Annotated in this window: 24 protein-coding genes; 11 read left to right on the top strand and 13 right to left on the bottom strand. The window is 70.8% G+C overall.

The window, feature by feature from the left end; genetic code table 11:
- Positions 1–54: 54 nt before the first annotated feature.
- Positions 55–513 (bottom strand): hypothetical protein, encoded by a 459-nt coding sequence (locus tag IE307_RS00860; RefSeq protein ID WP_191295502.1) that lies wholly within the window; start codon positions 511–513, stop codon positions 55–57.
- Positions 514–726: 213 nt separating this feature from the next.
- On the opposite strand from IE307_RS00860, the gene IE307_RS00865 reads away from it, so the two are divergent.
- On the top strand, positions 727–1314 hold the full coding sequence (locus IE307_RS00865; protein ID WP_191295503.1) for a histidine phosphatase family protein: 588 nt from the start codon (positions 727–729) through the stop codon (positions 1312–1314).
- 28 nt (positions 1315–1342) lie between these two features.
- Here the strand turns inward: IE307_RS00865 and IE307_RS00870 are convergent, their stop codons facing one another.
- The 3 genes from IE307_RS00870 to IE307_RS00880 are packed head-to-tail and all read right to left on the bottom strand — an operon-like array spanning position 1343 to position 4373.
- The gene (locus IE307_RS00870; protein ID WP_191295504.1) at positions 1343–2698 is read right to left on the bottom strand and encodes a PEP/pyruvate-binding domain-containing protein; all 1356 of its coding nucleotides are present in this window, start codon (positions 2696–2698) and stop codon (positions 1343–1345) included.
- Positions 2686–3288 (bottom strand): transcriptional regulator, encoded by a 603-nt coding sequence (locus tag IE307_RS00875; protein ID WP_191295505.1) that lies wholly within the window; start codon positions 3286–3288, stop codon positions 2686–2688. The genes IE307_RS00870 and IE307_RS00875 overlap by 13 nt, the downstream gene beginning before the upstream one ends.
- Positions 3285–4373: a TetR/AcrR family transcriptional regulator gene (locus IE307_RS00880; RefSeq protein WP_308436326.1), complete on the bottom strand. Its 1089-nt coding sequence runs from the start codon at positions 4371–4373 to the stop codon at positions 3285–3287. The genes IE307_RS00875 and IE307_RS00880 overlap by 4 nt, the downstream gene beginning before the upstream one ends.
- Positions 4374–4511: 138 nt before the next feature.
- On the opposite strand from IE307_RS00880, the gene IE307_RS00885 reads away from it, so the two are divergent.
- Entirely contained in the window at positions 4512–5357 is an 846-nt protein-coding gene (locus IE307_RS00885) for an NAD-dependent epimerase/dehydratase family protein (RefSeq protein ID WP_191295506.1), read from the top strand.
- 1 nt (position 5358) lies between these two features.
- On the opposite strand, the gene IE307_RS00890 is transcribed toward IE307_RS00885, so the two are convergent.
- Positions 5359–5832 (bottom strand): Lrp/AsnC family transcriptional regulator, encoded by a 474-nt coding sequence (locus tag IE307_RS00890; protein ID WP_191295507.1) that lies wholly within the window; start codon positions 5830–5832, stop codon positions 5359–5361.
- Positions 5833–5944: 112 nt separating this feature from the next.
- On the opposite strand from IE307_RS00890, the gene IE307_RS00895 reads away from it, so the two are divergent.
- Positions 5945–7228 (top strand): APC family permease, encoded by a 1284-nt coding sequence (locus tag IE307_RS00895; RefSeq protein ID WP_191295508.1) that lies wholly within the window; start codon positions 5945–5947, stop codon positions 7226–7228.
- On the opposite strand, the gene IE307_RS00900 is transcribed toward IE307_RS00895, so the two are convergent.
- Positions 7122–7793, bottom strand: a complete 672-nt coding sequence (locus tag IE307_RS00900; protein WP_191295509.1) for a hypothetical protein — start codon at positions 7791–7793, stop codon at positions 7122–7124. The two genes, IE307_RS00895 and IE307_RS00900, sit on opposite strands and share 107 nt — an antisense overlap.
- A gap of 164 nt (positions 7794–7957) precedes the next feature.
- Between IE307_RS00900 and IE307_RS00905 the strand changes: the two genes are divergently transcribed.
- The 3 genes from IE307_RS00905 to IE307_RS00915 all read left to right on the top strand — a co-directional run bounded on the left by IE307_RS00905 (position 7958) and on the right by IE307_RS00915 (position 11187).
- On the top strand, positions 7958–8125 hold the full coding sequence (locus tag IE307_RS00905; protein WP_191295510.1) for a hypothetical protein: 168 nt from the start codon (positions 7958–7960) through the stop codon (positions 8123–8125).
- 468 nt (positions 8126–8593) lie between these two features.
- Positions 8594–10567, top strand: a complete 1974-nt coding sequence (locus IE307_RS00910) for a sensor histidine kinase (protein WP_191295511.1) — start codon at positions 8594–8596, stop codon at positions 10565–10567.
- Entirely contained in the window at positions 10555–11187 is a 633-nt protein-coding gene (locus tag IE307_RS00915) for a response regulator transcription factor (protein ID WP_191295512.1), read from the top strand. Before IE307_RS00910 ends, IE307_RS00915 begins: the two co-directional genes overlap by 13 nt.
- Before the next feature lie 18 nt (positions 11188–11205).
- Here IE307_RS00915 and IE307_RS00920 read toward each other — a convergent pair whose 3' ends face one another.
- The 5 genes from IE307_RS00920 to IE307_RS00940 all read right to left on the bottom strand — a co-directional run bounded on the left by IE307_RS00920 (position 11206) and on the right by IE307_RS00940 (position 19069).
- The gene (locus tag IE307_RS00920) at positions 11206–13527 is read right to left on the bottom strand and encodes a DUF7617 domain-containing protein (protein ID WP_229904259.1); all 2322 of its coding nucleotides are present in this window, start codon (positions 13525–13527) and stop codon (positions 11206–11208) included.
- A gap of 199 nt (positions 13528–13726) precedes the next feature.
- Positions 13727–16084 (bottom strand): bifunctional salicylyl-CoA 5-hydroxylase/oxidoreductase, encoded by a 2358-nt coding sequence (locus tag IE307_RS00925; RefSeq protein WP_191295513.1) that lies wholly within the window; start codon positions 16082–16084, stop codon positions 13727–13729.
- The gene (locus IE307_RS00930) at positions 16081–17661 is read right to left on the bottom strand and encodes an AMP-binding protein (protein WP_191295514.1); all 1581 of its coding nucleotides are present in this window, start codon (positions 17659–17661) and stop codon (positions 16081–16083) included. The genes IE307_RS00925 and IE307_RS00930 overlap by 4 nt, the downstream gene beginning before the upstream one ends.
- Before the next feature lie 26 nt (positions 17662–17687).
- The gene (locus IE307_RS00935) at positions 17688–18590 is read right to left on the bottom strand and encodes an acyl-CoA thioesterase (protein WP_191295515.1); all 903 of its coding nucleotides are present in this window, start codon (positions 18588–18590) and stop codon (positions 17688–17690) included.
- The gene (locus IE307_RS00940) at positions 18587–19069 is read right to left on the bottom strand and encodes a cupin domain-containing protein (RefSeq protein WP_191295516.1); all 483 of its coding nucleotides are present in this window, start codon (positions 19067–19069) and stop codon (positions 18587–18589) included. Before IE307_RS00940 ends, IE307_RS00935 begins: the two co-directional genes overlap by 4 nt.
- Positions 19070–19109: 40 nt before the next feature.
- Here IE307_RS00940 and IE307_RS00945 point away from each other — a divergent pair, with 40 nt between their 5' ends.
- From IE307_RS00945 to IE307_RS00955, 3 genes are all read left to right on the top strand, one after another.
- Entirely contained in the window at positions 19110–19526 is a 417-nt protein-coding gene (locus IE307_RS00945) for a RidA family protein (RefSeq protein WP_191295517.1), read from the top strand.
- Positions 19527–19590: 64 nt separating this feature from the next.
- The gene (locus IE307_RS00950) at positions 19591–20439 is read left to right on the top strand and encodes a fumarylacetoacetate hydrolase family protein (RefSeq protein WP_191295518.1); all 849 of its coding nucleotides are present in this window, start codon (positions 19591–19593) and stop codon (positions 20437–20439) included.
- Positions 20440–20485: 46 nt separating this feature from the next.
- Positions 20486–21310: a PaaX family transcriptional regulator gene (locus IE307_RS00955; protein WP_191295519.1), complete on the top strand. Its 825-nt coding sequence runs from the start codon at positions 20486–20488 to the stop codon at positions 21308–21310.
- Between the two features lie 503 nt (positions 21311–21813).
- On the opposite strand, the gene IE307_RS00960 is transcribed toward IE307_RS00955, so the two are convergent.
- Complete coding sequence (locus tag IE307_RS00960) at positions 21814–22347, bottom strand: M15 family metallopeptidase (RefSeq protein ID WP_191295520.1); 534 nt, start codon at positions 22345–22347, stop codon at positions 21814–21816.
- Between the two features lie 89 nt (positions 22348–22436).
- Here IE307_RS00960 and IE307_RS00965 point away from each other — a divergent pair, with 89 nt between their 5' ends.
- Positions 22437–22781, top strand: coding sequence for a hypothetical protein (locus tag IE307_RS00965; RefSeq protein WP_229904260.1), 345 nt, complete (start codon positions 22437–22439; stop codon positions 22779–22781).
- Between the two features lie 14 nt (positions 22782–22795).
- Positions 22796–23281 carry a glutathione peroxidase gene (locus tag IE307_RS00970; protein WP_191295521.1) on the top strand — a complete coding sequence of 162 codons (486 nt, stop codon included), beginning with the start codon at positions 22796–22798 and terminating at the stop codon, positions 23279–23281.
- Here the strand turns inward: IE307_RS00970 and IE307_RS00975 are convergent, their stop codons facing one another.
- The gene (locus IE307_RS00975; RefSeq protein WP_191295522.1) at positions 23282–24184 is read right to left on the bottom strand and encodes a DUF1963 domain-containing protein; all 903 of its coding nucleotides are present in this window, start codon (positions 24182–24184) and stop codon (positions 23282–23284) included. It lies immediately after the preceding gene.
- Between the last annotated feature and the right edge of the window lie 42 nt (positions 24185–24226).

The following is a 24226-nucleotide window of genomic DNA, read 5'->3' on the forward strand; positions in this document are numbered from 1 at the left end:
ACCGACCTCCCGTGAAAACGGTATGGGCGGTGCGGTGACTCTGCACAACGGCCGTCAGGTCGTACCCGACTTGGCGACCGCGTAATAAGCGTCCACGGTGTCGCCGTCGATGCCCACGTACGCGTCGATCCACGCGGCCGCACCGCGCACGAGCACGAGCACCGCGTCGGACTGCTCGTCCTCCGTCAACCTCGCCAGGATCAGACCGACCCGCTGGTCGTCACCGCTCGCCAAGGCGCTCAGCACGTCCGAGGCCACCTCGGCCGCCCGCGCGCTGGCCTTGTCCCCGCCCGCCGGCACGGACACCGGGATGCGGGCGGACGGCTGCAGCGACCCGCGCGGAACACCGCGCAGGAGGATCGCCGCACACGTGTCGATCGCGACCACCCTCGTCCGCTCGTCCGATGCCAGGCACCGCACGGCCTCGATGGACCACGGGTGGTCGCTCCTGTTGATCGCACCCACCGCGGCCAGGGTCAGTTCCCTGGCCTGAACGTCGTCGAGCCGGTGCATCGACTCCCTGCCTTCCTTCGCAGTCGACCCCGACTGTGCCCCCGCACCTGGAATTTCTGTGTTGCTACAACCACAACTCAGTCATGGTCAAACGACCGGGCGCCCGGTGCATGACGAGTGGTCCGGAGTTCACCCGTCCGACGCAGCGCATTCGACTTGCCTATCCCAACTCGGATGTTGATAACATCCGGATGTTCAGCGAAGGCAGGTGAGATGGCGACCAGGCACCTCTACGTGGTGCGCCACGGCGCGGCAGACCCGTTCGGCACCTTGACCAGCACCGGCGAGCGCCAGGCCCACCTGCTGGGCGAGCGGCTGGCCCGCTCCCCCGTCGACGTCGTGTGGCACTCGCCCCTGCCCAGGGCGGTACGCACCGCCGAGATCCTCGGGGAGCACCTGCCGGGGGTGCTGGTGGACGAGGCGGCCGAGCTCGTGGACCACGTCCCGCACGTTCCGGCTGATCCCCCGCCTGCGTGGGCCGGGTTCTTCGACGGTTACGACGCGGCGGAGGCGGCTGCGGGCGCCCGTCTGGCAGAAGCCCTGACCGACCGCTTCGCGCGTCCAGTGGCGGCCGAGTCGCACGAGGTGCTGGTCACCCACGCCTATCCGGTTGCCTGGCTGGTGCGTCACGCGCTCGGGGCGCCGCCGGATCGCTGGCTGGCGATGAGCTGTGGCAATACCGGGCTGACGGCGCTTCAGTTCCGCGAGGGGACGCCGCCGTCCTTGTTGGTGTACAACGACATGAGCCACCTGCCGGAGGAGTTGCGCTGGACGGGCTTCGGGCCGGGCAGCCGACCCTGACGGACGCGCCGTCGCCTCAGCCCGCTGGTCACTCCGCCGCGGAACGGCCGGTACCGCCGCCCAACACGGCCCGCGCCGCGGCAAGGCGCTCGGCCTCCCCGCGTCCGGAACGATCCCCCGACACCTCGTCCGCCCATTCGAGCAACCGGCGCAGGTGGGCATCGGCTCCACCCGTGACGACGGGCGGCGTGCCGAGGACGACGACCCCGCTGGTCCCGTCGATGGTGACCATCGCACCCACCTCGACCTCCCTGCCGCCCAAGGTCACCGAGTCGGCCCCCACCACGAGGTCCGCCACGCCCACCACCGCGGGTTTGCCCATGGACCGCGCCACGACCGCGGCGTGACTGGCCGGACCGCCGCGTGCCGTGACGATGCCGGTGGCCGCCGCCAGGCCGCGGATGTCGTCCGGCGACGTCTCCGGCCGCACCAGCACGACCGGGCCGTGAACCGCGAGGCGCACGGCCTCGTCCGCCGTGACGGCCACCCGGCCCGCGGCGACGCCGGGGCAGACGCCGAGGCCACGTGCGATGGCGTCGGCATCCGGAGTGATCCGGGGTGTGCGGACGTGCTGGAGGTGGTGAGGCGCGACGCGCAGGAGTGCTTCGGCGCGGGTGATCGCGCCCTCGTCGGCCAGGTCGGTGGCCAGGCGGACGGCGGCGGCGCCGGTGAACTTGCCGGGGCGCACCTGCAGCAGCCACAGCGTGCCCGACTCGTAGGTGAACTCGACGTAGCAGGCGTCGCGGTAGTGCTGTTCCACTCGTACGAGTGCGTCTTGCAGGCCCTGCCACACCCCGGGTTCGCGGTCGAGTTCGCGCAGAGGGAGCGTCAGGGCGCGGCCGGAGACGACCTCGGAGCCCTGGTGTCCGAAGAGGACCTCGCCGAACGGCACCTTCTCCCCCGTGTTCGGGTCGTGGCTGAACGCCACGCCGGAGCCGCTGCGGGAGTCGCGGTCCCCGAACACCATCCGTTGCACGACGACGGCCGTGCCCAGGTCGTGCGGGATGCCGTGGAGGGTTCGGTAGGTGCGGGCGCGCGGGGTGTTCCAGGACGAGAAGACCGACTTCAGGGCCTCGGCCAGCGTCCCGGGGGTGGGGCGGACGTTGAGGACCGTGTCCATCATGCCGGGCATCGAGACGGCCGCGCCGGAGCGGACCGAGACCATCGACGCACCCAGGGTCTCGACAGCAGTGGCGAGTTCGTCGGTGAGGCCGTCCGGGAGTGTGCCGTCGGCCAGGAACGCACGGCAGGCGTCGGTGATGACGACGACACCTGCCGGTACCGGCAGGCCCAGGCGGTGGAGCAGCACGAGGCCGTGAGCCTTGCCTCCTAACACTTCCGGTGGGTCCGGCAGCGTGGCGGAGAGGTGCCTCACCCACCCCATCGCGCGATCCCCAGCGTCGCGAGGAGGTCCTCGTGCAGCTCCGCCCAGATCGTGTGGAAGGAGTCCATGCTGTCGGCCAGGCAGGCCAACTCACCCGCGCGTGCCCGGGTCAGGGCGGAGGTCAGGCGTGGTTCGTAGCGGGCGAACCGAGGTGCGGCGGCGGCCAGGGCGGCGATGACGACCAGCGCGCGGGTGTGGAGGTCGGTGAACAACGCGAGAACGCGGGCGTCGTAGGCGGTGTCGCTGTGGTCGTTGACGGTCGTGACGCCGTCGACCGACCGCATCTGCCAGGCCGTGCACAGGTCGAGCAGTTCGGGGTTGAGCACGAGGAACTCGTCGAACGCCTCGGCCAGCGCGGGGCGGGTGCCGGCCGTCTCCAGTTCGGCCTTGGTCCCGGACGCGTCCGCGGCGCGGCCGGACTCGGTCAGCGACCACCCGCCGAAATGCCTGTCGTGCGTGACGAGGCCGGCGACGGCGAGGTCGATCAGCTCGGACTCCACTTCGGACTCCGTCAGCCCCGTGAACGACGCCACGCGGGTGAGTCCGGTGCTGCCTACGCAACGCAGAGCGTGCAGTACCACCAGGTTCACGGCATTGCCTCCCGCCTGCGCGCTCCGGCCGCGTGGCCGGCGCCGCGTCCGTGAGCACGGGCGACGATCACGCCGCCGCGCACGCTGACCGCCGCCTCGGTGTCGTCGCCGACAGCGGTGAGGCCGATCGCCGACGCCACCAGCGCCTCGTCGTCGAGCACCAGCCGGACGTGCTGCCACGCCTCGGCCGCGAAGACCCTCCGCAGGCAGCCGACGGCATCGGCCACCCGGAGCCGGACGAGCCTGCCGGTCTCCTCCTGGTCGCCCGTCACGACGACCACCACGACCTGCTCACCGGGCTTCGCGGCGCGGACGGCCTCCTCGGCCGCGCCGAGGCGGCCCGCGCCCAGCACCACGACGAGCCCGTCGGTGAGGTCGACCCGCCCACCACTGATCCGGTCGACGAGGTCCCGGGGCGGAACCCACCTGTCCGAGCAGGTCGAAGCCGGTGCGACGTACGGCAGGTGTGGCGGCGCCCAGACGTCCTCGAGGTTGATCGTGGCCAGGTGCCGGCACGCGTGCGCCACGTCGAACGGGTCACCGAACCCCGGTGCCGTCCCGGCCTGGTGGCCCGCGCCGTCCAGCACGGTCAGCGCGAGCTCGGCCACCCGCACCCGCCGCACCGGCGCACCCTTCTCCAGGGCGACGGCCAGCAGCAACGCCTCCAGACGCGCCAGTTGTGCCAGCACGGCCGGACCGTGCTCGTCCTCGAACACGCCGTCCAGCGACCTCAGCTGCAGCCGCCCGCCCGGCGCCGAGTCGCCCACCAGCGGCAACCGTTCGAGCCACACCCGCGCGAACACGCCCAGCGCGTCGATCCGGGAGGACGGCGACACCGTCGCCCGCGGCTCGGCGGCCCTCTCGACCAGGTCGATCAGCACGGCCAGGTACAGGGCCCGCTTGCTGGGGAAGTTCGAGTACACCGCGCCGCGCGTCAGTTCCGCGCGCTCGGCGATGCGGTCGACCTTGGCCGGCACGAACCCGTGCTCGGCGAACTCCTCCCGCGCCGCGGCCAGCACCGCGGCACGCGTCCGCGCCTGCTGCTGCACCCGAGTCAGCCGCACCATCGCCACTCCCGCCGCCACGTCTGAGATGTTCTGGACATTCAGATTACATCATCATCCGAACCGTGATGCCCATCGGGTATCGAGGACGACCGGACAGGTCTTGGACGGTCCAGCGGATCAAGCCGAGGCTGGAGGCACCACAGGAAAGGACTCACCATGAAGGTGTTCGTCACCGGAGCCTCCGGCTACATCGGCAAGGCCACCCAGTCCGCGTTGCTGCGCCACGGGCATGTCGTCGAGGCCCTCGCCCGCACCGACGCGTCGGCGAACGCGGTGCGCGAGGCGGGCGCGACGCCCGTGAGGGGTGGACTGTCCGATCTGGACGTCCTCACCGCCGCCGCGGGCCGCGCGGACGCCGTGATCCACCTGGCACAGGCCGACAGCGCCGAGGCCGACCTGGCCGCCGCGACCGCGATGCAGGAGGGCGCAGGCGAAGGCGTGTACGTCCACACCGGCGGTACCTGGGTGTACGGCGACACCGACGGCATCGCCGATGAGGACGCCGCCTGGAACCCGCCACCGCTCGTCGCGTGGCGCGAGGACGTCGAGAAGGAGGTGCTCTCGCGCGGCCGGTCGGTCGTGATCAGGCCGGGGCTGCTGTACGGCCGGGAGAACCGCCTGATCGACGCCTTCTTCACCCGGCCGGGCAAGGAGATCGGCGCGATCCCCCACATCGGCGACGGCACCAACCACTGGTCGCTCGTGCACGTGGACGATCTCGCCGAGCTGTACGTCGTCGCGCTCACCGCACGAGCAGGCGCGGTGTACGTCGGCGTCGGCGGCGTGGACCCGACGGCACTCGAGATCGCCACCGCGATCAGCCACGGCGCCGGTCTGGATGGCAGGACCATCTCGTTGTCCCTCGACGACGCCCGCGCGCGGATGGGTCCCATCGCCGACGCGTTCGCACTGGACCAGCGGTTCACCCCGGCGCGGGCGCGGGAGGAACTCGGCTGGACGCCCCGGCACACCGACCCGCTCGCGGACTTCGCCCGGAGCTGAGTCAGCTCAGCTGGTCGACCGGCAGCGGACCCCGTGACCGCATGGTCCGGATGGCGAACGAGCTGCGCACGTCGACCACCGTCGGGATCGCCAGCACGTGCTTGAGCAGCAACGGCTCGTACGACGGCAGGTCGGGCAGCACGCCCTCGGCGAAGAAGTCGGCGGATCCCGTCACCAGGTGGCACGCCACCACGGCCGGGATCCCCAGCAGCGTCTCCTCCACCTCGCGGGCGGTCTCCGCCGAGTGGTTGTTGACCTTGAGCTCCAGGAAGACCGTGAGCCCCAGCCCCGCCTTCGCCGGGTCCAGCTCGGCCCGGTAGCCCGCGATGACCCCCGCGCTCTCCAGCGCGCGGACCCGGCGCAGGCACGCGGACGGCGAGAGGCGCACCGCTTCCGCGAGCTCGTTGTTGGGCACCCGGCCGTCGATCTGCAGCCGGCGCAGGATCGCCCGGTCGACCGCGTCGAACCTGTCCATGTGCACAGTATTCGATCAGATGTGCTTCTTGCGCAATCCAGTTGCGCCGATGGTTGCCATGGCGCCTGATCTTCGCATCGCGTGCTTCGCTTGACGCTCCAGAATTCTGGGCATGTCCTCACCGCTCACCGTGTCGCGCAGTGCGGCGATGTACGTCGGCGCCCTGCTGGGCCCCGGTCTGCTGATGCTGCCCGGCCTGACCGCCTCCCTCGCCGGTCCGGCATCGGTCCTGACCTGGGCCGCCCTGCTCGTGCTCTCCGGCTTGCTCGGCTGGGTCTTCGCCGCCCTCGGCATCCACGTGCCGTCGGCGACGGGAGTGCGGGGGTACGTCGCGCTCGGCCTCGGTCGCGGGGCGTCCGCCGCGACGTCGTGGACGTTCCTCGCCGGGATCGTGGCGGGCACCCCGATCGTCTGCCTGATCGGCGGCGGTTACGTGGCGGACCTCGCCGGCGCCGGCCGCGTGACGGCCTGCCTGATCGCCCTCGCGATCATGCTGGCTGTCCTGGCGATCACGTCCCGTGGCCTGCGCACGTCGTCGACCATCCAGTTCGGACTGGTGCTGCTGCTCCTCGCGGTGGTGGCCGTCAGCGTCGTGGGCGGGGCGTTCGCGGCACGCGCCGAACACTGGACTCCCTTCGCTCCGCACGGCTGGACCGCGATCGGAACGGCCGCCGCACCGCTCATGCTGTCGTTCGTAGGCTGGGAGGCCGCCGCACCGCTGACCTCGAGGCTGACCGACCCGCGACACCAGCTGCCGCGCATCGTCGCGATCACGCTGACCGTCACGAGCCTGCTCTACCTGTCACTCGCCGCCGTGACCGTCGCAGCCCTGGGCCCGGACGCCGGAAGCTCCACCCCCGTCGCGAAACTGCTGGCGCTGGCCATCGGCCCGGCAGGCGTGGTCCTGGCAGCCGCATCCGCGGTCGTGCTCACCCTAGGCACCGTCAACGCCTACCTCTCCGGCGCGGCGACACTGGCCCACTCCCTAACGCCACGCGTCGACCACAGCCCGGACACCCCGCCGCGCTGGCTGAACCTCGCCATCCTCGCGTCGGGCGGCGTGCTCTTCGGCCTGCTGGGCGCCGGTGCGCTGGAACTGGAGTCGCTGGTGTCCGTGCCGAGCGCGATGTTCCTGGTGGTGTACCTCGGCTGCACGGCCGCCGCGTGGAAGCTGCTCTCCGGCAAAGTGCGCATCGCCGCAGCGGTCGCCTTCGTCCTGGTGCTGGCCATCGTGGCGTTCACCGCGACGGCGGCAACTCCCGCCGTCGCCGTCGCACTGCTGGCGTGGCTCAACGAACATCGCGCCACGCGTGGTACCCGAGACCGATCGCACCCGCGGCCATCGGCACGCTCGTCAGCAGACCGGCCAGCCCGTTGCCCGGCACCACGAACGTGACCACGATGAACAGCAACAGAACCGGCACCCACCCCGGAACCGCGCGCGACCGGAAGAGCCCGACGCACTGCAACACCGTGCCCACCAACACCAACACCGCACCGGGAACCATCAACGCGAACAGGTACGCGGACCCGTTCGCCGCCCCCACCACCGCCTCACCGGCCGCCACCCCGACCGACGGGTCCGTCGGGAAGAAGTAGGCCGCGGCCCACCCCGCGACCCCGGCCCCCTGCAACCCGCCACCGACCCACATGAGCCCGGCACCCCAGGTCGCCCAAGCGCTGCCACGGCGCCGGACGAGAACCATCGTCGCCAGCGCCTGCAACGGGATGTTGAGGACCTGCATGGCGGCAAGGCCGGTGAGCAGTCCCCACCACAGTTCGCGACGGGAGGCGATGTCGGCGTACGAGTAGGTCTCGCCGCCCGCCGCCGGCTCCGGCCAGAGCAGCCCGCCCGCGACGGCGGCGACGGACGTGGCACCGAGAACGACCGCGAGGACGGCGAGGCGTGCACGGGTGGAGGGTGCGGCGGTGTCGGGTGCCGCAGTGGTGTCGACGGACATGGTCTCGAACCTTTCGGTGGGGTCGGGTGGTGCGGGGCAACTGGCGGGGTCGGGTGGGACCGGCCCACCGGAGGGTCGGGTGGTGCGAGGCGACTGGCGGGGTCGAGTGGTGCCGAGCGACCGGCGGGGGTCGAGTAGTGCCGGGCAACCGGCAAGGTCAGGTGGTGCCGGACGACCGGCGAGGCCAGGTGGTGCCGGACGACCGGCGAGGCCAGGTGGTGCCGGACGACCGGCGAGGCCAGGTGGTGCCGGACGACCGGCGAGGCCAGGTGGTGCTGGCCCACCGGCGGGTCAAGGAATGCCGGATGACCAGCAAGGTCAGGTGGAACTGAGCAACCGACGGATCAGGTGGTGCCGGGCAACCAGCGAATTCGAGTGGAGCCAGGCAACCGACGGGGTCGAGCGGAGCCAGACGACCCGCAGGATCGGCTGGTGCCAGGCGACCGATGGGTCAGGCGGGACCGGGCGACTTGCGAAGTCAGGCGGTGCCGGGCAACCAGCGGGGTCGGCCGGTGCCAGGCGGCCGGCGGGGTCGAGTGGAGCCGGGCAACCGGCGGGTCGTGCCGGACGACCAGCGGGTCGAGTCGTGCCGGACGACCGGCCGGATCCGGCTGGTGCCAGGCAATCTGCGGGGTCAAGCAGTGCCGGACAACCCGGCGGGCTCAGGTGGAGCCGGGCCACCCCGGCGAACGACTCCATACAACCGCCCAGGACGTGCCGGCCACATCGGTACCGACCCCGGACCCCTTCTCCGTGCTGACACGGAGGCCAGCCCGTCACACCGGCCTTACCCTGGGCCGATGAGATGGCCCCGACCGGCAGCGCTGGGTCTCCTGGGCGTCTCCGCCGCCCTGGCGGCGGGCGGCGCCTGGCTCCTGTTCCCCGCGCCGGGCCACCCGAACCAACCACCCGCGGCTTTCGTAGGACTCGCCACCCTCGGACTGGCCATGGCCGCGCTCGGCGTCACGATCGAGTTCCGGGTGCGCGCCAACCCCGTCGGCCCGCTCCTCGCCTGGGTCGGGGCGATCGTGGTCTTCCTGGCCGCCCGCGACGTCTACTACCGGGCCTGGCTCGATGATCCGGCGTCGGTGCCGCTGGACTCCCGAGTCGTCGCGCTGCTCAACGAGAGCGGCTGGTGGCTCCTGGCCGCCGTGGCGCTGCTGCTCCTGCACTTCCCGAACGGTGCGCTGCCCGGCCGGCGCTGGTCGGGGTTGCCGCCCCTCATCGTCGTCCTCGCCGTGGCGCAGCAAGCGTTCGGCGCGACGCCGCGGGAGCCGTTCACCGAGCCGATGGAGGGACTGGCCCACCCGTGGGGTCCGCCGTCCGACCTGGTCCACGTCCTGAGTTACGTGGTGAACATCGGGCTGGTCCTGACGCTGCTCGCCGCCGGGGTCTCCCTGGCGACGCGGTACCGCAAGACGAAGGGGGTCGAGAGGGCTCAGCTGAAGTGGCTCGCGTTCGCCGGGCTGGCTGTGACGGCGTACCCGGTGGTGTGCCTGGCCGAGATCGTCGTGACCGGCCGAAGTGGTGTCGTGGCAACGGTGTTCGGTGTCGTGACGATCGTCGCGCTGTTCTGCTCCGTCGGTGTCGCCATGCTCCGCCACGACCTCTACGACGTCGACCGCGTGCTGGCCGACACCATCAGCTACACGATCGTCCTGCTCGTCCTCGTCGGGGCGTACGCGGTGTCGGCGCTCGCCCTCGGCCTCGTCGCGGGGCGGGGCTCCCCCGTCGCCGCGGCCGGTGCGACCGCGGTCTGCGCGGTGCTGCTCACGCCGGTCCGCCGGCGCCTGCAGCGCGCGGTGGACCGGCGGCTCTTCCCCCGCACGAGGGCCGCGTTGCTCGCCATCGAGGACCTGCAACGCCGCGTGCACACCCAAGCCGCACAACCGGAAGAGCTCGAAGCGACCCTGCGCACGGCGCTCAAGGATCCCGCTCTCCGGGTCGGGCTGCTCCTCCCGGTGTCGACGGGCTTCATCGACGGCGACGGCGCACCGGTGGCCGGCACCGGGCTGGTCCCGATCACCCTCGGGGGCACGCAGATCGGCGTGCTCGCCTCGTCCGGCACCACCCCGGCGGTGCTCGAGGTCGTCGCCGCGGCGGCCGCGAGCCTGGTGGAGGTGGCGCGCCTGCGCGGGGAGCTCGCCCACGCACTGCGGGAGGTGGAGGCCAGCCGCACGCGGATCGTCCAGGCGGGCGACGCCGAACGGCACCGGCTCGAACGCGACCTGCACGACGGGGCCCAGCAGCGGCTCGTGTCGCTGGGCATGGCGATGCGGCTCGCGCAGCGCCGGCTGCCCTCCGGCGAGGTCGACGTGCACTCCCTGCTCGACCAGGGCGTCGCCGAACTGGCCACCGCCATCGCGGAGCTCCGGCAGATCGCGCACGGCCTGCGTCCCACCAGCCTCGACGACGGACTGCACTCCGCGCTGGCCGCCCTCACCCAGAAGCTGCCGGTGCCGGTGGCGCTGGAGATCTCGCCCGAACCCCTGGCGGACGACATCGCGATCACCGCCTACTACGTCGCCGCCGAGGCCATCACCAACGCCGCCAAGCACGCGCACGCCAGCGCGATCACCGTCCGCGTCACGCAGCAGGCCGACGAGGTCAACGTGTGGGTGAAGGACGACGGCTGCGGCGGCGCCGATCCGGGGAGCGGTTCCGGACTGGCCGGTCTGGCCGACCGGGTCGCCGCGCTGGGCGGGTCGCTGCGGCTGCACAGCCGGCCGGGCGCCGGCACGACCATCCAGGCGGTGCTGCCGTGCGCATCGTGATCGGGGAGGACTCGACGCTGTTCCGGGAAGGTCTCGCGAGCCTGCTGTCCCACGCGGGACACGACGTGGTGGGCCGCGCGGCCGACGCCGAGACGCTCGTGACGGTGGTGGCGCGGGAGAAGCCCGAACTGGCCATCGTGGACGTCCGGATGCCTCCGGACCTGACCGACGACGGCGCGAGGGCTGCCCGCCGGATCCGTTCCGCGCAGCCGGATGTCGCCATCCTGCTGCTGTCCCAGCACGTCGAGACGCGGCACTCCGTCGACCTCGTCAGCCAGGGCGGTTTCGGGTACCTGCTCAAGGACCGCGTGCTCGAGGTCGACGACTTCCTGGAGTCGATCGCCCGCGTCGCCGCCGGTGGGTCCGCCCTCGACCCCGAGGTGGTGGGCAGGCTGCTGGGCAGACCCGCCACCAGCGCGCTCACCCCGCGCGAACGCGAGGTGCTCGGGCTGATGGCGGAGGGCTGCACGAACGTCGGGATCGCTCGGAGGCTCTGGCTCACCGAGCGCACCGTCGAGACCCACGTCGGCAGCATCATGGCCAAGCTGGGGCTGGCCGCCAACGTGGAGGAGCACCGCCGGGTGCTGGCCGTCCTGACCTACCTGGCCGAGTACGGCTGATGCTCCTCCACGAACGACCTACAGCACGCAGAGCAGCGAACACGCCTTCGCGGACGACCAGTCGGTGTACGTCCTGGTCGCGTTGACCGGTGTGTACTTCGCCTTCGCCTTGTTGGTCAAGGGGAACAGCGCCAGCAGTGCGTAGGTCGAGCAATGCACCACTTTGGACTCACCGGGTTGCAACGTGAACGGTCCGGTCTGGCAGTTCGGCTCCACCTCGTCGACCACGTAGGCGTCCCCGACGGGGATCGGGCCGTTGTTCGTCACGGTGACCCGCCAGTACGCGGTCGCGTTCAGCAGCCCGAGAACACCCACGGGTGCCTGCTTCACCCACGGTCCGGCGCCGCCCGCCTTGCAGTTCGCGGGCGTGTACGAGCCGCAGATCTCCTTGTTCACCACCACGTTCGGCATGCACGCCGAGCCGGGTGCGACCTGGCGCGTCACCGTGTTGGACGTGATGGCGCCGGTCGCGTCCGTCCCGTTCGCGGTGTTCGCGACGGAGGTGACCGGGCACTCCGCGGAGATGGCCGTGCGGAAGCACATCTGCGGTGCGTCGCCGTTGAACTCCACGGCCAGCGACGGCTGGTTTCCTCCGCCGAAGTCCGCGGCGTTGTTCAGCACGATCGACGCCGTCAGGGTCAGCGAGGAGGCCGTGACGCCGGCCAGGTCGACCGTGCCGTCGGAGGCGAACCCCGGTGTGACGACCGGGTTTCCGCCGCCGTCCACGGCCTTCACGGTCGACGCGCCGAAGTTCACGTTCGCCGGTGTCATGCCGACGAGTCGCGCCTTGGTGTAGGTGGTGGCGTGCGGTTTGCCGTCGCAGTAGAACTGCGAGGGGTTGAGCGACACGGAGGCGCCACTGCGTACGCACGGCGACGCCCCCGTGTCAGGATCCAGTGAGAACAGCACCTGGGCGTCTCCCAGCCCGAGCAGGCAGCCGGTGGGAGCGTCGTAGGCGTAGCCGTAATCTCTTGTCACACCACCGTTGACGTTCGGGTGGGAGACGCGCAACGGCATGCCGGGGCAGGCGGTTCCCGTGCTCCAGTCGTGGCAGGCCGTCACTCCCGCGTACGGGCCGCCCCAGATGCCGTAGTAGCTCCGGACGCGGTCACCGGTGCGGACGACCTCCGGCGTGAACACCAGGCTCATGCTCTCCAGGCTCGCCACGGCGGCGGGTGCGGGCAGCGACGAGCCGTCGATGGCGTAGCACGTGGTGACGTTGAAGGCGCCGGCCGTGCTCGCACACGCACCGGTCTCCTGACCCGTTGTGCTGTAGGAGGTGTAGGCGTTGTAGGTGTGGTTGTTCACCGGCCCGAGCGACTTCGGCGCCGGCCAGCCCGCGCACACGCCCGCGGCACCGGGGTCGAAGCAGCCCATCACCGGGTTGGTGCCGCTCATCATCGACGACGAGGCGAACAGCTTGCCCCCGGCGACGGCCAGCGCGCCGAGGTAATAGGTGCCGTGGTTGGTGAACGGCACGATCGGCGCGTAGGGCTGGCCACCGCACGCGGTCTGCGACGAGGGCGTCCAGCAGAGCACGTGGCCGGAGTTCGCGACACCGTAGAGGTTGCCGCCGATCTGCACGAGTCCCGCCATCTCGAACGTCTGCGCGGACCGGTTCATCAACGGCCAGTAGCCGCAGTTGCCGGGCGCGGCCAGGTCGAGGCAGGCGACGCCGACCGAGGACGCGGTGGTGGCCGAGTAGTACACGCGGGCGGAGTTGGCCGAGTCGCGGACGTACTGCGGCGCCATGGGACTGGCGATGTTGCCGGTGTCGCCCGTCCCGAACGGACCGGGCGCCGTGTTGAGCGGCTTCGGCCACGGACCACCGGGACACGGTGCGTTCGTCGTGACGTCCGTGCACACCAGCTTCCTGGCCTGGGCGATCGAGTGGTGGTAGATGTTCCACGCCTGCAGGCGACCGGCCGGCGTGCGGTGCAGGATCGGGATGAACCCGTCGCCGCCGGTGAAGGCCGCGCTGGCCTGGACGGGTGGCGTGAGCAGGGTGGACAGGGCCTTGCCGCCGTTGCGCACGCCGGGGTTCGTGGCGCTGAGCGGGTTCCCCTCGGTGCCCGTCCAGCCCGGCGGCACCTGCAGCGAACCCTGCAGGTAGCTCTGGCCGGCGCCGATCGGGTCGGTGATGGTGGCGGCGCCGTTGGCGCCGCTGTCGTAGGACACGACCCAGGTGGCCGTGTCGCCGTGGGAGGCGGGATCGGACACGCCCTGCACGGACTTGGTGAGCGTGGAAACGGGTGGCTGGGCGACCACCGGTACGGCGGCGGTGAGGGTGGCGCCGGCGAGCACGCCCGCGAGCACCATTGCCGGCAAACGTCTTCGCACGAGAGAGGTCCCTTCAGCGGCGGTGGGTTCGGGAACTGACCGCCGACGCTAGGACCGTCCGCCGTGCTCGAAACACCCCCTCACCCGCGTGCACGGGATGTCTGCCCCATCAGACCAATGCGGTTGCACGGACCATGTGACCGGACAAGGAATTCCAATTCATTGCCGAATCAACTTTCACCTGAACGCGCTGAAGTGCCTATCCGAGAACCGAATGCTCGCGGTGCGGGGTCCAGCGCACGTGCACGTCGCGGTCCGGCGGATCGGATCGGAGAAGGGACAACCGCGGCCGTACGGCGTCGGTGCGCGCGGACGGCGGCTTGCGGCTGCCGGCGCGGTACTGGACGGGCCACTCGGCCCGGTGGTCCTGCTCCGCGGCCGCGTGCAGGGTCCAGTGCGGGTCGTAGAGGTGCGTGCGCCCGAGCGCGCAGAGATCGGCGCGGCCCGCCAGCAGGATGGAGTTCACGTCGTCGTAGGAGGCGATGGCGCCGACCGCGATCACGGCCGCACCCTGGACCTCGTGGCGGATCCGGTCGGCGAACGGGGTCTGGTAGCTGCGACCGTAGGCCGGGCGCTCGTCGGCCGTGACCTGACCGGTCGAGACGTCGATCGCGTCCGCGCCGTGAGCGACGAACGCGCGGGCGATCTCCACGGCGTCGTGCTCGGTGTTGCCGCCGTCGACCCAGTCCGTGGCGGAGATGCGCACGATCATCGGCCGCTCGGCCGGCCACACCGCGCGGACGGCGTCGAACACCTGCAGGGGGAACCGCAGCCGGTTGGTCAGGGTGCCGCCGTACTCGTCGGTGCGCTGGTTCGCGATCGGCGAGAGGAACGACGAAAGCAGGTAGCCGTGCGCGCAGTGCAGTTCGAGCAGGTCGAAGCCCGCCTCGGCCCCTCGGCGAGCGGCGGCGACGAACTCGCCGGTGATCCGGTCCAGCTCCTGGCGCCCGAGTTCGGAGGGAACGGGCGAGCCGGGGCCGTACGGCAGCGGTGACGGGCCGACGACGTCCCAGCCTCCCTCGGCCAGTGGTTCGTCCATGCCCTCCCACATCAGGCGCGTGGAGCCCTTGCGGCCGGAATGGCCCAGCTGCAGGCCGATGCGGGCGGTGCTCCGCTCGTGCGCGAACGCCACGATGCGTGCCCACGAGTCGCGCTGTTCGTCCGTCCACAGGCCGGTGCAGCCGGGCGTGATGCGTCCTTCCGGCGAGACGCAGACCATCTCGGTCATCACCAGTCCCGCCCCGCCCATGGCCTTCGAGCCGAGGTGGACGAGGTGGAAGTCGCCCGGAACGCCGCCGGTCGCGGAGTACATGTCCATCGCCGAGACGATCACGCGGTTCTTGAGCTCGAGCCGCCCCAGCCGGAACGGCTGGAACATCGCCGGCGCGACCGTCCGCAGGCCCTGGGAGGCGGCGAAGGCGGCGTCGACGCGGTCGGCGAACTCACGATCGCGGGTGCGGAGGTTGTCGTAGGTGATCCGGCGCGAGCGCGTGAGCAGGTTGAAGCAGAACCGGGTCGGCTCCTGGTCCGCGTACATGCCGATGTTCTCGAACCACTCCAGGGACGCCTGCGCGGCTCGTTGCGTGGACTCGACGACCGGGCGCCGTTCGACCTCGTAGGCCGTCAGCGCGGCTTCGACGTCGTGGTGTTCGTGCAGGCACGCGGCGAGGGCCAGCGAGTCCTCCATCGCGAGCTTGGTGCCCGAGCCGATGGAGAAGTGCGCGGTGTGCGCGGCGTCGCCGACCAGCACCAGGTTGCCGTGGTGCCAGCGTTCGTTGCGCACGGTGGCGAAGCTGAGCCACTTCGAGTTGTTGGCGAACACCTCGTGGCCGTCGAGCTCCTCCGCGAACAGCTCGCGGATGCGGTCGACGGCGCGTTCGTCCGAGGCGCCCGGCGGGAACTGCTCCCCGGTGTCGAACCCGGCGCGGCGCCACACGTCCTCGTGCATCTCGACGATGAACGTCGAACCCGTGTCGGAGTACGGGTAGCCGTGGACCTGCATGGTCCCCCACCGCGTCTCCTTGATGAAGAACTGGAACGCCTCGAAGACGCGGTCCGTGCCCAGCCACATGTACTTGTTGCGCCTGTGGTCCACAGTGGAGCGGAAGACGTCCGCGAACGACTGCCGCACGAGGGAGTTGACGCCGTCCGCGCCGACGACCAGGTCGTGGTCCGACCGCAGGAGCTCGGTGGCGGGCGCGGGCGTCGAGAAGTGCACGACCACGCCCAGATCGCGGCAGCGCCGTTGCAGCAGGGCGAGCAGCTCCTTGCGGCTCATCGCGGCGAACCCCTGACCGCCCACCGTGTGGCTCTCGCCGCGGTGGTGGACGTCGATGTCCGTCCACCGCGCGAACCGCCGTGCCATGGCGCCGGCGAACTCCGGGTCGGCGTTCTCGATCCCGCCGAGCGTCTCGTCGGAGAACACCACGCCGAAGCCGAACGTGACGTCCGGAGCGTCGCGTTCCCAGATGGTGACGTCATGCGACGGGTCGAGCTGTTTCATCAGCGCGGCGAAGTACAGGCCGGCGGGGCCACCACCGACGACGGCGATCCTCATCGCGGCACCTCCTCCTCGACGATCTCGCGGAGCGCGAAGCGCTGCAGCTTGCCGCTCGCGTTGCGGGGCAACGAGGTCCGGAACCGCACCTCGCGCGGGTACTTGTAGGGCGCGATGGTCCGCTTGACGTGGTCCTGGATCTCCCTGGCCTTCCCGTCGTCCGCGGGCACGCCCTCGCGCAGCACCACGAAGGCGCAGACGACCGAGCCGCGTTCGTCGTCGGGCTTGGCCACGACGGCGGACTCCAGCACGTCCGGGTGGGTGTCGATGGCCTCCTCCACCTCGGGGCCGCCGATGTTGTAGCCGGAGGAGACGATCATGTGGTCGCTGCGGGCGTGGTAGTGGAAGTAGCCGTCCTCGTCGCGGTGGAAGACGTCGCCGGTGACGTTCCAGCCGCCCACCACGTAGTCCTTCTGCCGCTCGTCGTCGAGGTAGCGGCAGCCGACAGGGCCGATCACGCCCAGCCGTCCGACCTCCCCCGGCCCGAGTTCCTCGCCGCCGGCACCGAGCACGGTCGCGCGGTAGCCGGGCACCGGTTTGCCGGTGGAGCCCGGCCGGATGTCGTCGCCCGCGGCGGAGATGAAGATGTGCAGCAGTTCCGTGGCGCCGATCCCGTCGATCACGCGGAGCCCGAGCCGGTCGTGCAGCCGTTGCCACGTCTCGAGGGGGATGTGCTCGCCGGCCGAGACGGCGGTGCGCAGACCGCTCAGCTTCGCCTCAATGCCGTCGCGCAGGATCGCCTTGTACGCCGTCGGTGCCGTCGCGAGGACCGTGACTCCTTGCTGCTGCACGAACTCCGCGACCTGGGCGGGCGTGGCGGCCTCGGTCAGCAGCGCGCAGGCACCCGCCCTGAGCGGGAACACGACGAGCATGCCGAGGCCGAACGTGAAGGCGAACGGGGCCGTGCAGGCGACCAGGTCGTCGGCGTTCAACTTGAGCACGTGCCGGCCGAAGGTGTTGTCGATGGACAGGACATCGCGGTGGAAGTGCGCGGTGATCTTGGGTGAGCCGGTGCTGCCGGACGTCGGCGCGAGCAGGGCCACGTCGTCCGCGGCGGTGTCCACGGCGGTGAACTCCCCCGCCTTGGTCGCGGCGCGTGCGGCGAGGTCGTCGTGGTCGACGACGGGCAGCAGGGCGCGGACCTCGTCGGCGAACCGCCGGTCCGCCAGCGCGAGCGACGGACGGGTGCGCTCGATGACCGGGGCGAGTTCGCGGGCGCGCAACGCGGCCATGGTCGTCACCACGACACCACCCGCCTTCAGGACGCCGAGCCACGCCGCCACGGTCCACGGGTTGTTGGGCGACCGGAGCAGAACCCGTTGCCCTGGAACGAGACCGAGGTCTTCGGAGAGCACCTGGGCCACCTGGTTGGCGTGCGTGAGCAGCTCGCCGTAGGACCAGACCTCCCCCTCCGGCGTGCGCAGTGCCGGGCGGTCAGGACCGAACCGCGCCACCGGAACGTCGATCAGCTCGGTGGCGGCGTTGAGCCTGTCCGGGTACCGCAGGTCCGGCGTCGTGAACTCGATCGCCGGCCACAGCGCCGAGGGAGGTAGGTGATCGCGAGCGAAGGTGTCCATCGGTGAGTCCTTCCGCGGGCGGCGGGTCAGGAAGCGCGGATCATGCCCTCCTGGGCGGCGGTGGCGAGGTGGCGGCCATCGCGGGTGAAGAAGCGGCCGTACCCGAGGCCCCGGCCCGAGCCGGCGGCGACGGCCTCCTGCACGTAGAGCAGCCAGTCGTCGACCGGCCCCTCGCGGTGGAACCACATCGCGTGGTCGAGGCTCGCGGTGACGAGTCCCGGGCGCGCCCACGGAAGGTCGAGCACGCGCAGGATCGGTTCGAGGATCGTGTAGTCGCAGACGTAGGCCAGCGCGGCGAGGTCGCGCTGGGCGTCGGTCAGCCCGTCGACCGGGCGCAGCGGGTCGAACGGTTTGATCCACACGGCCTGGTGCGGGACCTTCTCCCCTTCGACGGCGAGGTAGACGGGGCCGGGCACGTGCCGCATGTCGAAGCTGCGGCCGCCCGACCAGTACGCCTTCGACTCGTCGGTCATCGTGCCGCCGGTGCGTCCGGCGAGGAAGTCCTGGGAGCTGGGGATCGTGTCGGGACCGGGCAGGTCGTCGGTGAACTCGGCCTCGTACGTGCCGCTCGGCTCGCCCGCGGCGAAGTTCGCGAGTGCGACGTAGAGGGGCTTGCCGTTCTGGTAGCCGCGGACCTGGCGGGTGCTGTAGCCGCGGCCGTCGCGCAGCAGCTCCACCTCGTAGCGCACCGGAGCGCCGATGTCGGCCGGGCGCAGGAAGTAGCTGTGCATCGAGTGCAGCGCCTTGCCGTCGGTCACCGAACGCATGGCGGCGGCCGCCGCGGCGGCGACCAGGTCTCCCCCGTACGCCTTGGGCCACGGGCAGGGCTGGGTGACGGCGGTGAACGCGAGGTCGAAGTGCTCGGGTTCGGCCTTCTCCAGCGTGACGGCCCCGGTGAAGATCGCGGAGGTCGTCGCGGGGGCGGTCATCGGCTCAGCCAGTCGCGCAGGTCCTCGTCCGGCACGTCGTCCAGGTTCACGACGATGTTCTCCGGCGTCCGCGTCGTCATCCACGTGAGCGGGTTGTTCCGGTCGAGGTTGCACTCGATGTGCGGCATGAACGGGGGCACGAACACCCAGTCGCCCTCCTCCATGTCGACGTAGTCCTCGAACCTCTCGCCGAAGTAGATCCGCGCGCGACCGGACAGCACGTACCCGCCGGTCTCGGCCTCGCCGTGGTGGTGGGTGACCGAGCGGTAGCCGGGTTCGTTGGTGACCTTGCCGAACCACAGCCTCGTCGCCGGGGTGTGCTGGATGCTCACGCCCGAGATCCGGACCGCGCCGCCGGAGTTCGCGGTGTCCGGGTTCTCGGCGCCGCCGCGCGTCACGACCGGCGCCACCAGTCCGCTGGGCAGCCGGTACATCGAGTTGTCGCCTTCGAGCCGGTACTTGCTGAGGTCGGGCTCCATATCTCGTATTCTTCACGACCGTCAGATAGTGTCAATACTCATGAGGCCTGCAGCAGTGAACCCGGCCAGCCTTCCCCGGCCCCGCGGCTACTCCCACGGCACCCTCGCCGGCACCACCCTGCACCTGGGCGGGCAGACCGCCCTGGACGCGGAGATGCGGATCGTCCCCGGCGGGATCGTCGAGCAGTTCCGCCAGGCGTTCGGCAACGTGCTGACGACGTTGCGCGCGGCCGGCGGCGAGCCGGAGGACCTGGTCAGCATCACGATCTACCTCACCGACATCCCCGACTACCAGGCGCACGGCAAGGAGATCGGCGAGGTGTGGCGCGAGCTCGCCGGACCCGTCTACCCGGCCATGGCGGGCATCGGCTGCACGGCGTTGTGGCAGCCGGAGGCGCTCATCGAGATCCTCGGCGTCGCGGTGATCCCCGAAGAGCGGCTGGTCAGGCCTACCTGAATCGATAGCGTTCCCATGATCTACGAAACGTGAACGCGATATCCGAGTTCGAGGAGGTTCGCGGGTGAAGCTCGCTTCCGTGACCGTCGACGGCGTGCGCCGCGGTGCCGTGGTGGACGGGGAGTCGATCACACTGCTGTCGTCCACGGTCGACGACGTCGTGCGAGGTGCTCCGGTCGTCACGGCCGGCGTCCTGCCGTTGTCGGAGGTGCGGCTGGAGTCGCCGGTGCACCGCTTCAACCGCGACGTCCTGTGCACCGGCTGGAACTACTGGGACCACTTCGACGAGTCGGCGGGCAAGCGCGAGGGACAGGACCCGGTGTCGCGCCCGCTGCGCCCGACCTTCTTCACCAAGGGCCCGGACACGGTCATCGGCCCGTCCGACCCCATCGCCTACGATCCCTCGCTGTCGCAGAAGTGGGACTACGAGGCCGAGATCGCGATGGTCATCGGACGCGACGGCCGCTCCATCCCGGAGGAGAAGGCGCTGGACCACGTGTTCGGCTTCCTCGTCGCCAACGACGTCTCCCAGCGCGACCTCCAACGCGCGCACGGCGGCCAATGGCTCAAGGGCAAGAGCCTCGACGCGACGATGCCCCTCGGCCCGTGGCTGACCACGACCGACTCGGTCGACCTGACCGGGATGCGAGTGCAGTGCGAGGTCAACGGCGTCCTGCTGCAGGACGCCTCGAGCACGCAGATGGCGTTCTCGTTCGCGCAGATCATCGCCGAACTCAGCGAGGGCATGACCCTGCGGGCGGGCGACGTGATCCTGACCGGCACCCCCAGCGGCGTCGGCAACGCCCGCGAACCACAGGTCTTCCTGCGCGACGGCGACGTCGTCGTGACGCGCGTCAGCGGCCTCGGCGAACTGCGCAACACCGTCACCCTGACGGACCTCGGCGGACGTTAAGCTCACGGCTGATCAAGGTGAGGAGAGGGCACTGGACGTCGCGGACATGACCGTGGAGACCGCGGCTCCCGCCGGGCGCGACCGGCTGGGCCCGCTCATCATCACGATCTTCGGCCTCTACGCCCGCGGGGAGCACAACTGGCTCTCGGTGGCGTCCGTCGTGCAGCTCATGGCCGACCTCGGCGTCGAAGGCCAGGCCGCCCGCTCCTCGATCTCCCGCCTCAAGCGCCGCGGCGTGGTGCGGGCCGAACGCCGCGGCAGCGCCGGGTACGCACTGGCCGAGTCCACTTTGGAGACCCTGGCCGAGGGTGACACCCGGATCTTCGAGCGCCGTCGGGCGGTCGCTTCGGACGGTTGGCTGGTGGTTGTCTTCTCCGTGCCTGAGTCCGAGCGGGAGAAGCGGCACGCGTTGCGGACCAGTTTGACGCAGCTCGGGTTCGGGACTGCTGCGCCTGGCGTGTGGGTGGCGCCGGGCAATCTCGCTGTGGAGACTCGTCGCACGTTGGAGCGGCGGGGGTTGTCGGAGTACGTGGATCTGTTCAGCGGGGAGCACTTCGCCTTCGGGGATCTGCGGTCGAAAGTTCGTTCCTGGTGGGATCTTGATGAGCTGACTGATTTGTACGCGGACTTCTTGCGTGCGCATCGGCCGGTGCTTGAGGTTGGGGTTGTGTCGGCATTGCAGGCTTTTCGGATTTATGTGCCGATGTTGACTGCTTGGCGGAGGTTGCCTTACAGCGATCCCGGGTTGCCGTTGGCGTTGTTGCCGCCGGGGTGGAACGGGGTTACGGCTGAGGCGCTGTTCGAGCAGTTGAATCGGACGTTGAGTGCGCCGGCTCGGGAGCATGCTTTGGGTGTTATTCGGGGGCGGTAGGTGCGGGTTCCGTTGTTGGTGGCGGTTCCAGCGGGGTTGGTCGCGTTCCTGGGGCTCCGTCGCCTTGCGAGGACGGGCGCGCAGGTCGGGACGAATCACGGGCTGGCGATTGGGGCTTGACCTTGAGCCTCTGGCGGGGCGCTGAGACGGCCGGAAAAGCCGGGCTGAAAAGCGCCCGGCCGTGCCCGATGAGGGGTAGCACCCCGCCCCTCAAGGTCAAGCCCCAATCGCAGGACCGGGGTGCACCGCTGCCCAGAGCTTTCAGTTCGGACGGCTCGCTGCGCATCGCCACGCCAGGCTGGATGCATGGACGGCATGCGATGTGGGCTGTCCGGCTGGCACCACGCGCCGGGCCTGGGTGCTTGGCACCTTGCGTTGGCGGCTGCGAGTTGGCACCGCGCGCCGGGGTTGCGTCCGAGGTTGCTTGCGTTGGCGGGCGACGGTTGGCACCGCGCCGGTGGGCTTGTGGTGGCTGGTCGCGTGCCACCAGGGCTCGCTGTGCGCTACTCCACCGCGTTGCTCTGTGGTTGCGGGCACTGGCCGCCTGGCGTCGTCAGGAGTTCGAAGTGCCACATCTCGTTGGCGTAGGCCTGGCAGAGGCCGTAGTCGGAGCCGTGCTGGATGAGCCAGTCATCGGCGTTCGTCGGGCCGATGTCGATTGCCTTGCCCTTGACGTGGGCCGACTTCTCGGGTGGGTGCACCCAGCGGCGGGCTTCCTCTTCGGAGCGGTAGAGGTCGATGGCCTCGTCCAGGAGGCGTTGCTGGTGGGCCTTGCTGCGCCAGCCCGAGGTGACGCGGAACTCGACGCCGGCGAGTTTGGCGTCCGCTGCGGCTTGGCGCATGGCCGTGAGGAGGGCGGGGTCGAGGTTTGCGATGGCGGCGTGGTTGTCGTCGTTCAGCGAGATGCTCTCGTTCTTCGGGATGCTGCCGTCGCCGGGCACGGTCGGATGTGTGTCCGTCGGCTGCGGTGCTGTGGGTGAGCAGGCGGTCAGTGCCAGTGCGCCGGCGAGCACGATCCAGATTGTCTTGAGGGCCACGTCGTCGACAGTGCCGAAGTGATGTCCTCGGACGGCCAGCGGAACGTGCGCGTTGTGCAACAGCACGTCGACTGAGTAGAACGGTGATCATGGAGTCACGGATCACGGTGTGTCGCGGGTGTTGTTGCGGCACGGAGCGCAAGCACCCCGAGGTCGACCACGAGCGGCAGCTCGAGGTGTTGCGGGAGGGGTTGGTGTCCGTGCGGGTGGCCGACTGCCTTGATGCGTGTGAGGTGTCGAACGTCGTCGTCGTGCAGCCGAGCCGGGCCGCGCGTCAGGCCGGGGCGCGGCCCGTGTGGGTCGGGGCCGTGCTCGAGGAGGAGGCGGTGCGGGGTGTGATCGACTGGGTCGGCGCCGGTGGGCCCGGGCTCGCCGCTCCCCCGGCCGCCGTGCTCGAGCGGATCGTGCCCGCCCCCGGTGTTCGCGGGGAATGAACTACGTTGGGGGCATGGAGATCTACGACATTCCCGTCCGCACGCTGGCCGGTGAGCCCGGTGACCTGAGCGGGGTGCGGGGCAAGGTGGCGCTCGTCGTGAACGTCGCCTCGCGCTGCGGCCTCACGCCGCAGTACGCCGGGTTGGAGCGGTTGCAGGAGAAGTACGGGGCCGAGGGCTTCTCCGTGGTCGGGTTCCCGTGCAACCAGTTCATGGGACAGGAGCCGGGTACGGCCGAGGAGATCGCCACCTTCTGCTCGGCGACCTACGGGGTGTCGTTCCCGATGTTCGAGAAGATCGAGGTCAACGGGCCCGACCAGCACCCCGTCTACCAGGAGCTGACGAAGCACGCGGACGCCGACGGGACGGCCGGGGACGTGCAGTGGAACTTCGAGAAGTTCCTCGTGTCGCGGGACGGGCGGGTGCTCGCGCGGTTCCGGCCGCGGACCGAGCCCGAGGCCGCCTCGATCACCGAGGCGATCGAGGCGGCGCTGCGCTAGCTATTCGGTGAACATGGTGAACGAGCGCATCTGGTCGAAGCGCCGGGCCGCCAGGTCGTCGGTGCTGATCAGGAAGCACCCGTAGTAGAACTCGCTCGTCGTGTGGAACTGGGCGAGCGGCAGCCACTCGGTGTTCAGCCGGTGCTCCTCCTCGCGGCGGAGGCGGGTCCGCTCCGCCCTGGGGAGGTCGGGGTCGACGGTGGCGCTGAGGGCGGCGCTCGCCATCTGCGTGTACGGCGGGTCCTGGCCGCCGATCTCCCGGCAGTAGCCGCCGAGGCGGAGCGCGGCGCCGCGATTCGGGTCCGGCCAGAGCTCGTCGACCAGGTTGAGCAGTTCCTCGACGTGCTTCAGGTCGTCGAGCAGCTGCTTCACGGCGTCCGACGCGAACTCGGCGTCCTGCTCCTCGAGCCAGTCCGGCAGCACCGGCCGGACCCATGCGGACAACCGGTGCTCCGGGATGAGGAACGGGATGTTCTCGTGGAAGAACGTCCTGGTGGCGTGGCCTTCCGGCGGTGACGCCTCCTCAGTCTCCGTGCCGGCCGGGACGTGGACGACCCGCGCGTGGTCCGGTTCCTCCAGCGGGGCTTCCGCCTCCATGTCGTCGTCGTGGTTCAGGAAGAACAGCAGCGAGCCGTCCTCCGGTAGCGGGAGCCCCTCCGCCCGCGGGAGGAGCGCGCAGTCGACGGACGCGACGAACGGCAGTGGGGACCCGTTGCCGGTGCCCGGCCACTCCGTGCCCACCGGTAACCGGGGAAGTCCGCCGCTCTGACCGACGACCTCGTCGTCGGGGCTGCCCGTGCCCAGCCAGACCGCGAATCGGAGCTGGTCGGCGAACTTGTCGACCTCGTCCTCCGGGAGACCCCGATCGACGGCGGCGCGGCGGAACTGTTCGTAACGGTTCATGGCGGAGCATGATCTCAGACCAGGAGAGCGTTCCCACGAGCG

This window comes from Lentzea cavernae, from assembly GCF_014653695.1.
Taxonomy (GTDB): Bacteria; Actinomycetota; Actinomycetes; order Mycobacteriales; family Pseudonocardiaceae; genus Lentzea; species Lentzea cavernae.

Excerpts from the sequence above, each read along its gene's own strand:
- IE307_RS00860 (WP_191295502.1), bottom strand. The coding sequence starts at position 513 with ATGCACCGGCTCGACGACGTTCAGGCCAGGGAACTGACCCTGGCCGCG.
- IE307_RS00865 (WP_191295503.1), top strand. The coding sequence starts at position 727 with ATGGCGACCAGGCACCTCTACGTGGTGCGCCACGGCGCGGCAGACCCG.
- IE307_RS00870 (WP_191295504.1), bottom strand. The coding sequence starts at position 2,698 with ATGGGGTGGGTGAGGCACCTCTCCGCCACGCTGCCGGACCCACCGGAA.
- IE307_RS00885 (WP_191295506.1), top strand. The coding sequence starts at position 4,512 with ATGAAGGTGTTCGTCACCGGAGCCTCCGGCTACATCGGCAAGGCCACC.
- IE307_RS00890 (WP_191295507.1), bottom strand. The coding sequence starts at position 5,832 with ATGGACAGGTTCGACGCGGTCGACCGGGCGATCCTGCGCCGGCTGCAG.
- IE307_RS00895 (WP_191295508.1), top strand. The coding sequence starts at position 5,945 with ATGTCCTCACCGCTCACCGTGTCGCGCAGTGCGGCGATGTACGTCGGC.
- IE307_RS00900 (WP_191295509.1), bottom strand. The coding sequence starts at position 7,793 with ATGTCCGTCGACACCACTGCGGCACCCGACACCGCCGCACCCTCCACC.
- IE307_RS00910 (WP_191295511.1), top strand. The coding sequence starts at position 8,594 with ATGAGATGGCCCCGACCGGCAGCGCTGGGTCTCCTGGGCGTCTCCGCC.
- IE307_RS00925 (WP_191295513.1), bottom strand. The coding sequence starts at position 16,084 with ATGAGGATCGCCGTCGTCGGTGGTGGCCCCGCCGGCCTGTACTTCGCC.
- IE307_RS00930 (WP_191295514.1), bottom strand. The coding sequence starts at position 17,661 with ATGGACACCTTCGCTCGCGATCACCTACCTCCCTCGGCGCTGTGGCCG.
- IE307_RS00935 (WP_191295515.1), bottom strand. The coding sequence starts at position 18,590 with ATGACCGCCCCCGCGACGACCTCCGCGATCTTCACCGGGGCCGTCACG.
- IE307_RS00940 (WP_191295516.1), bottom strand. The coding sequence starts at position 19,069 with ATGGAGCCCGACCTCAGCAAGTACCGGCTCGAAGGCGACAACTCGATG.
- IE307_RS00945 (WP_191295517.1), top strand. The coding sequence starts at position 19,110 with ATGAGGCCTGCAGCAGTGAACCCGGCCAGCCTTCCCCGGCCCCGCGGC.
- IE307_RS00955 (WP_191295519.1), top strand. The coding sequence starts at position 20,486 with ATGACCGTGGAGACCGCGGCTCCCGCCGGGCGCGACCGGCTGGGCCCG.
- IE307_RS00965 (WP_229904260.1), top strand. The coding sequence starts at position 22,437 with ATGGAGTCACGGATCACGGTGTGTCGCGGGTGTTGTTGCGGCACGGAG.
- IE307_RS00970 (WP_191295521.1), top strand. The coding sequence starts at position 22,796 with ATGGAGATCTACGACATTCCCGTCCGCACGCTGGCCGGTGAGCCCGGT.
- IE307_RS00975 (WP_191295522.1), bottom strand. The coding sequence starts at position 24,184 with ATGAACCGTTACGAACAGTTCCGCCGCGCCGCCGTCGATCGGGGTCTC.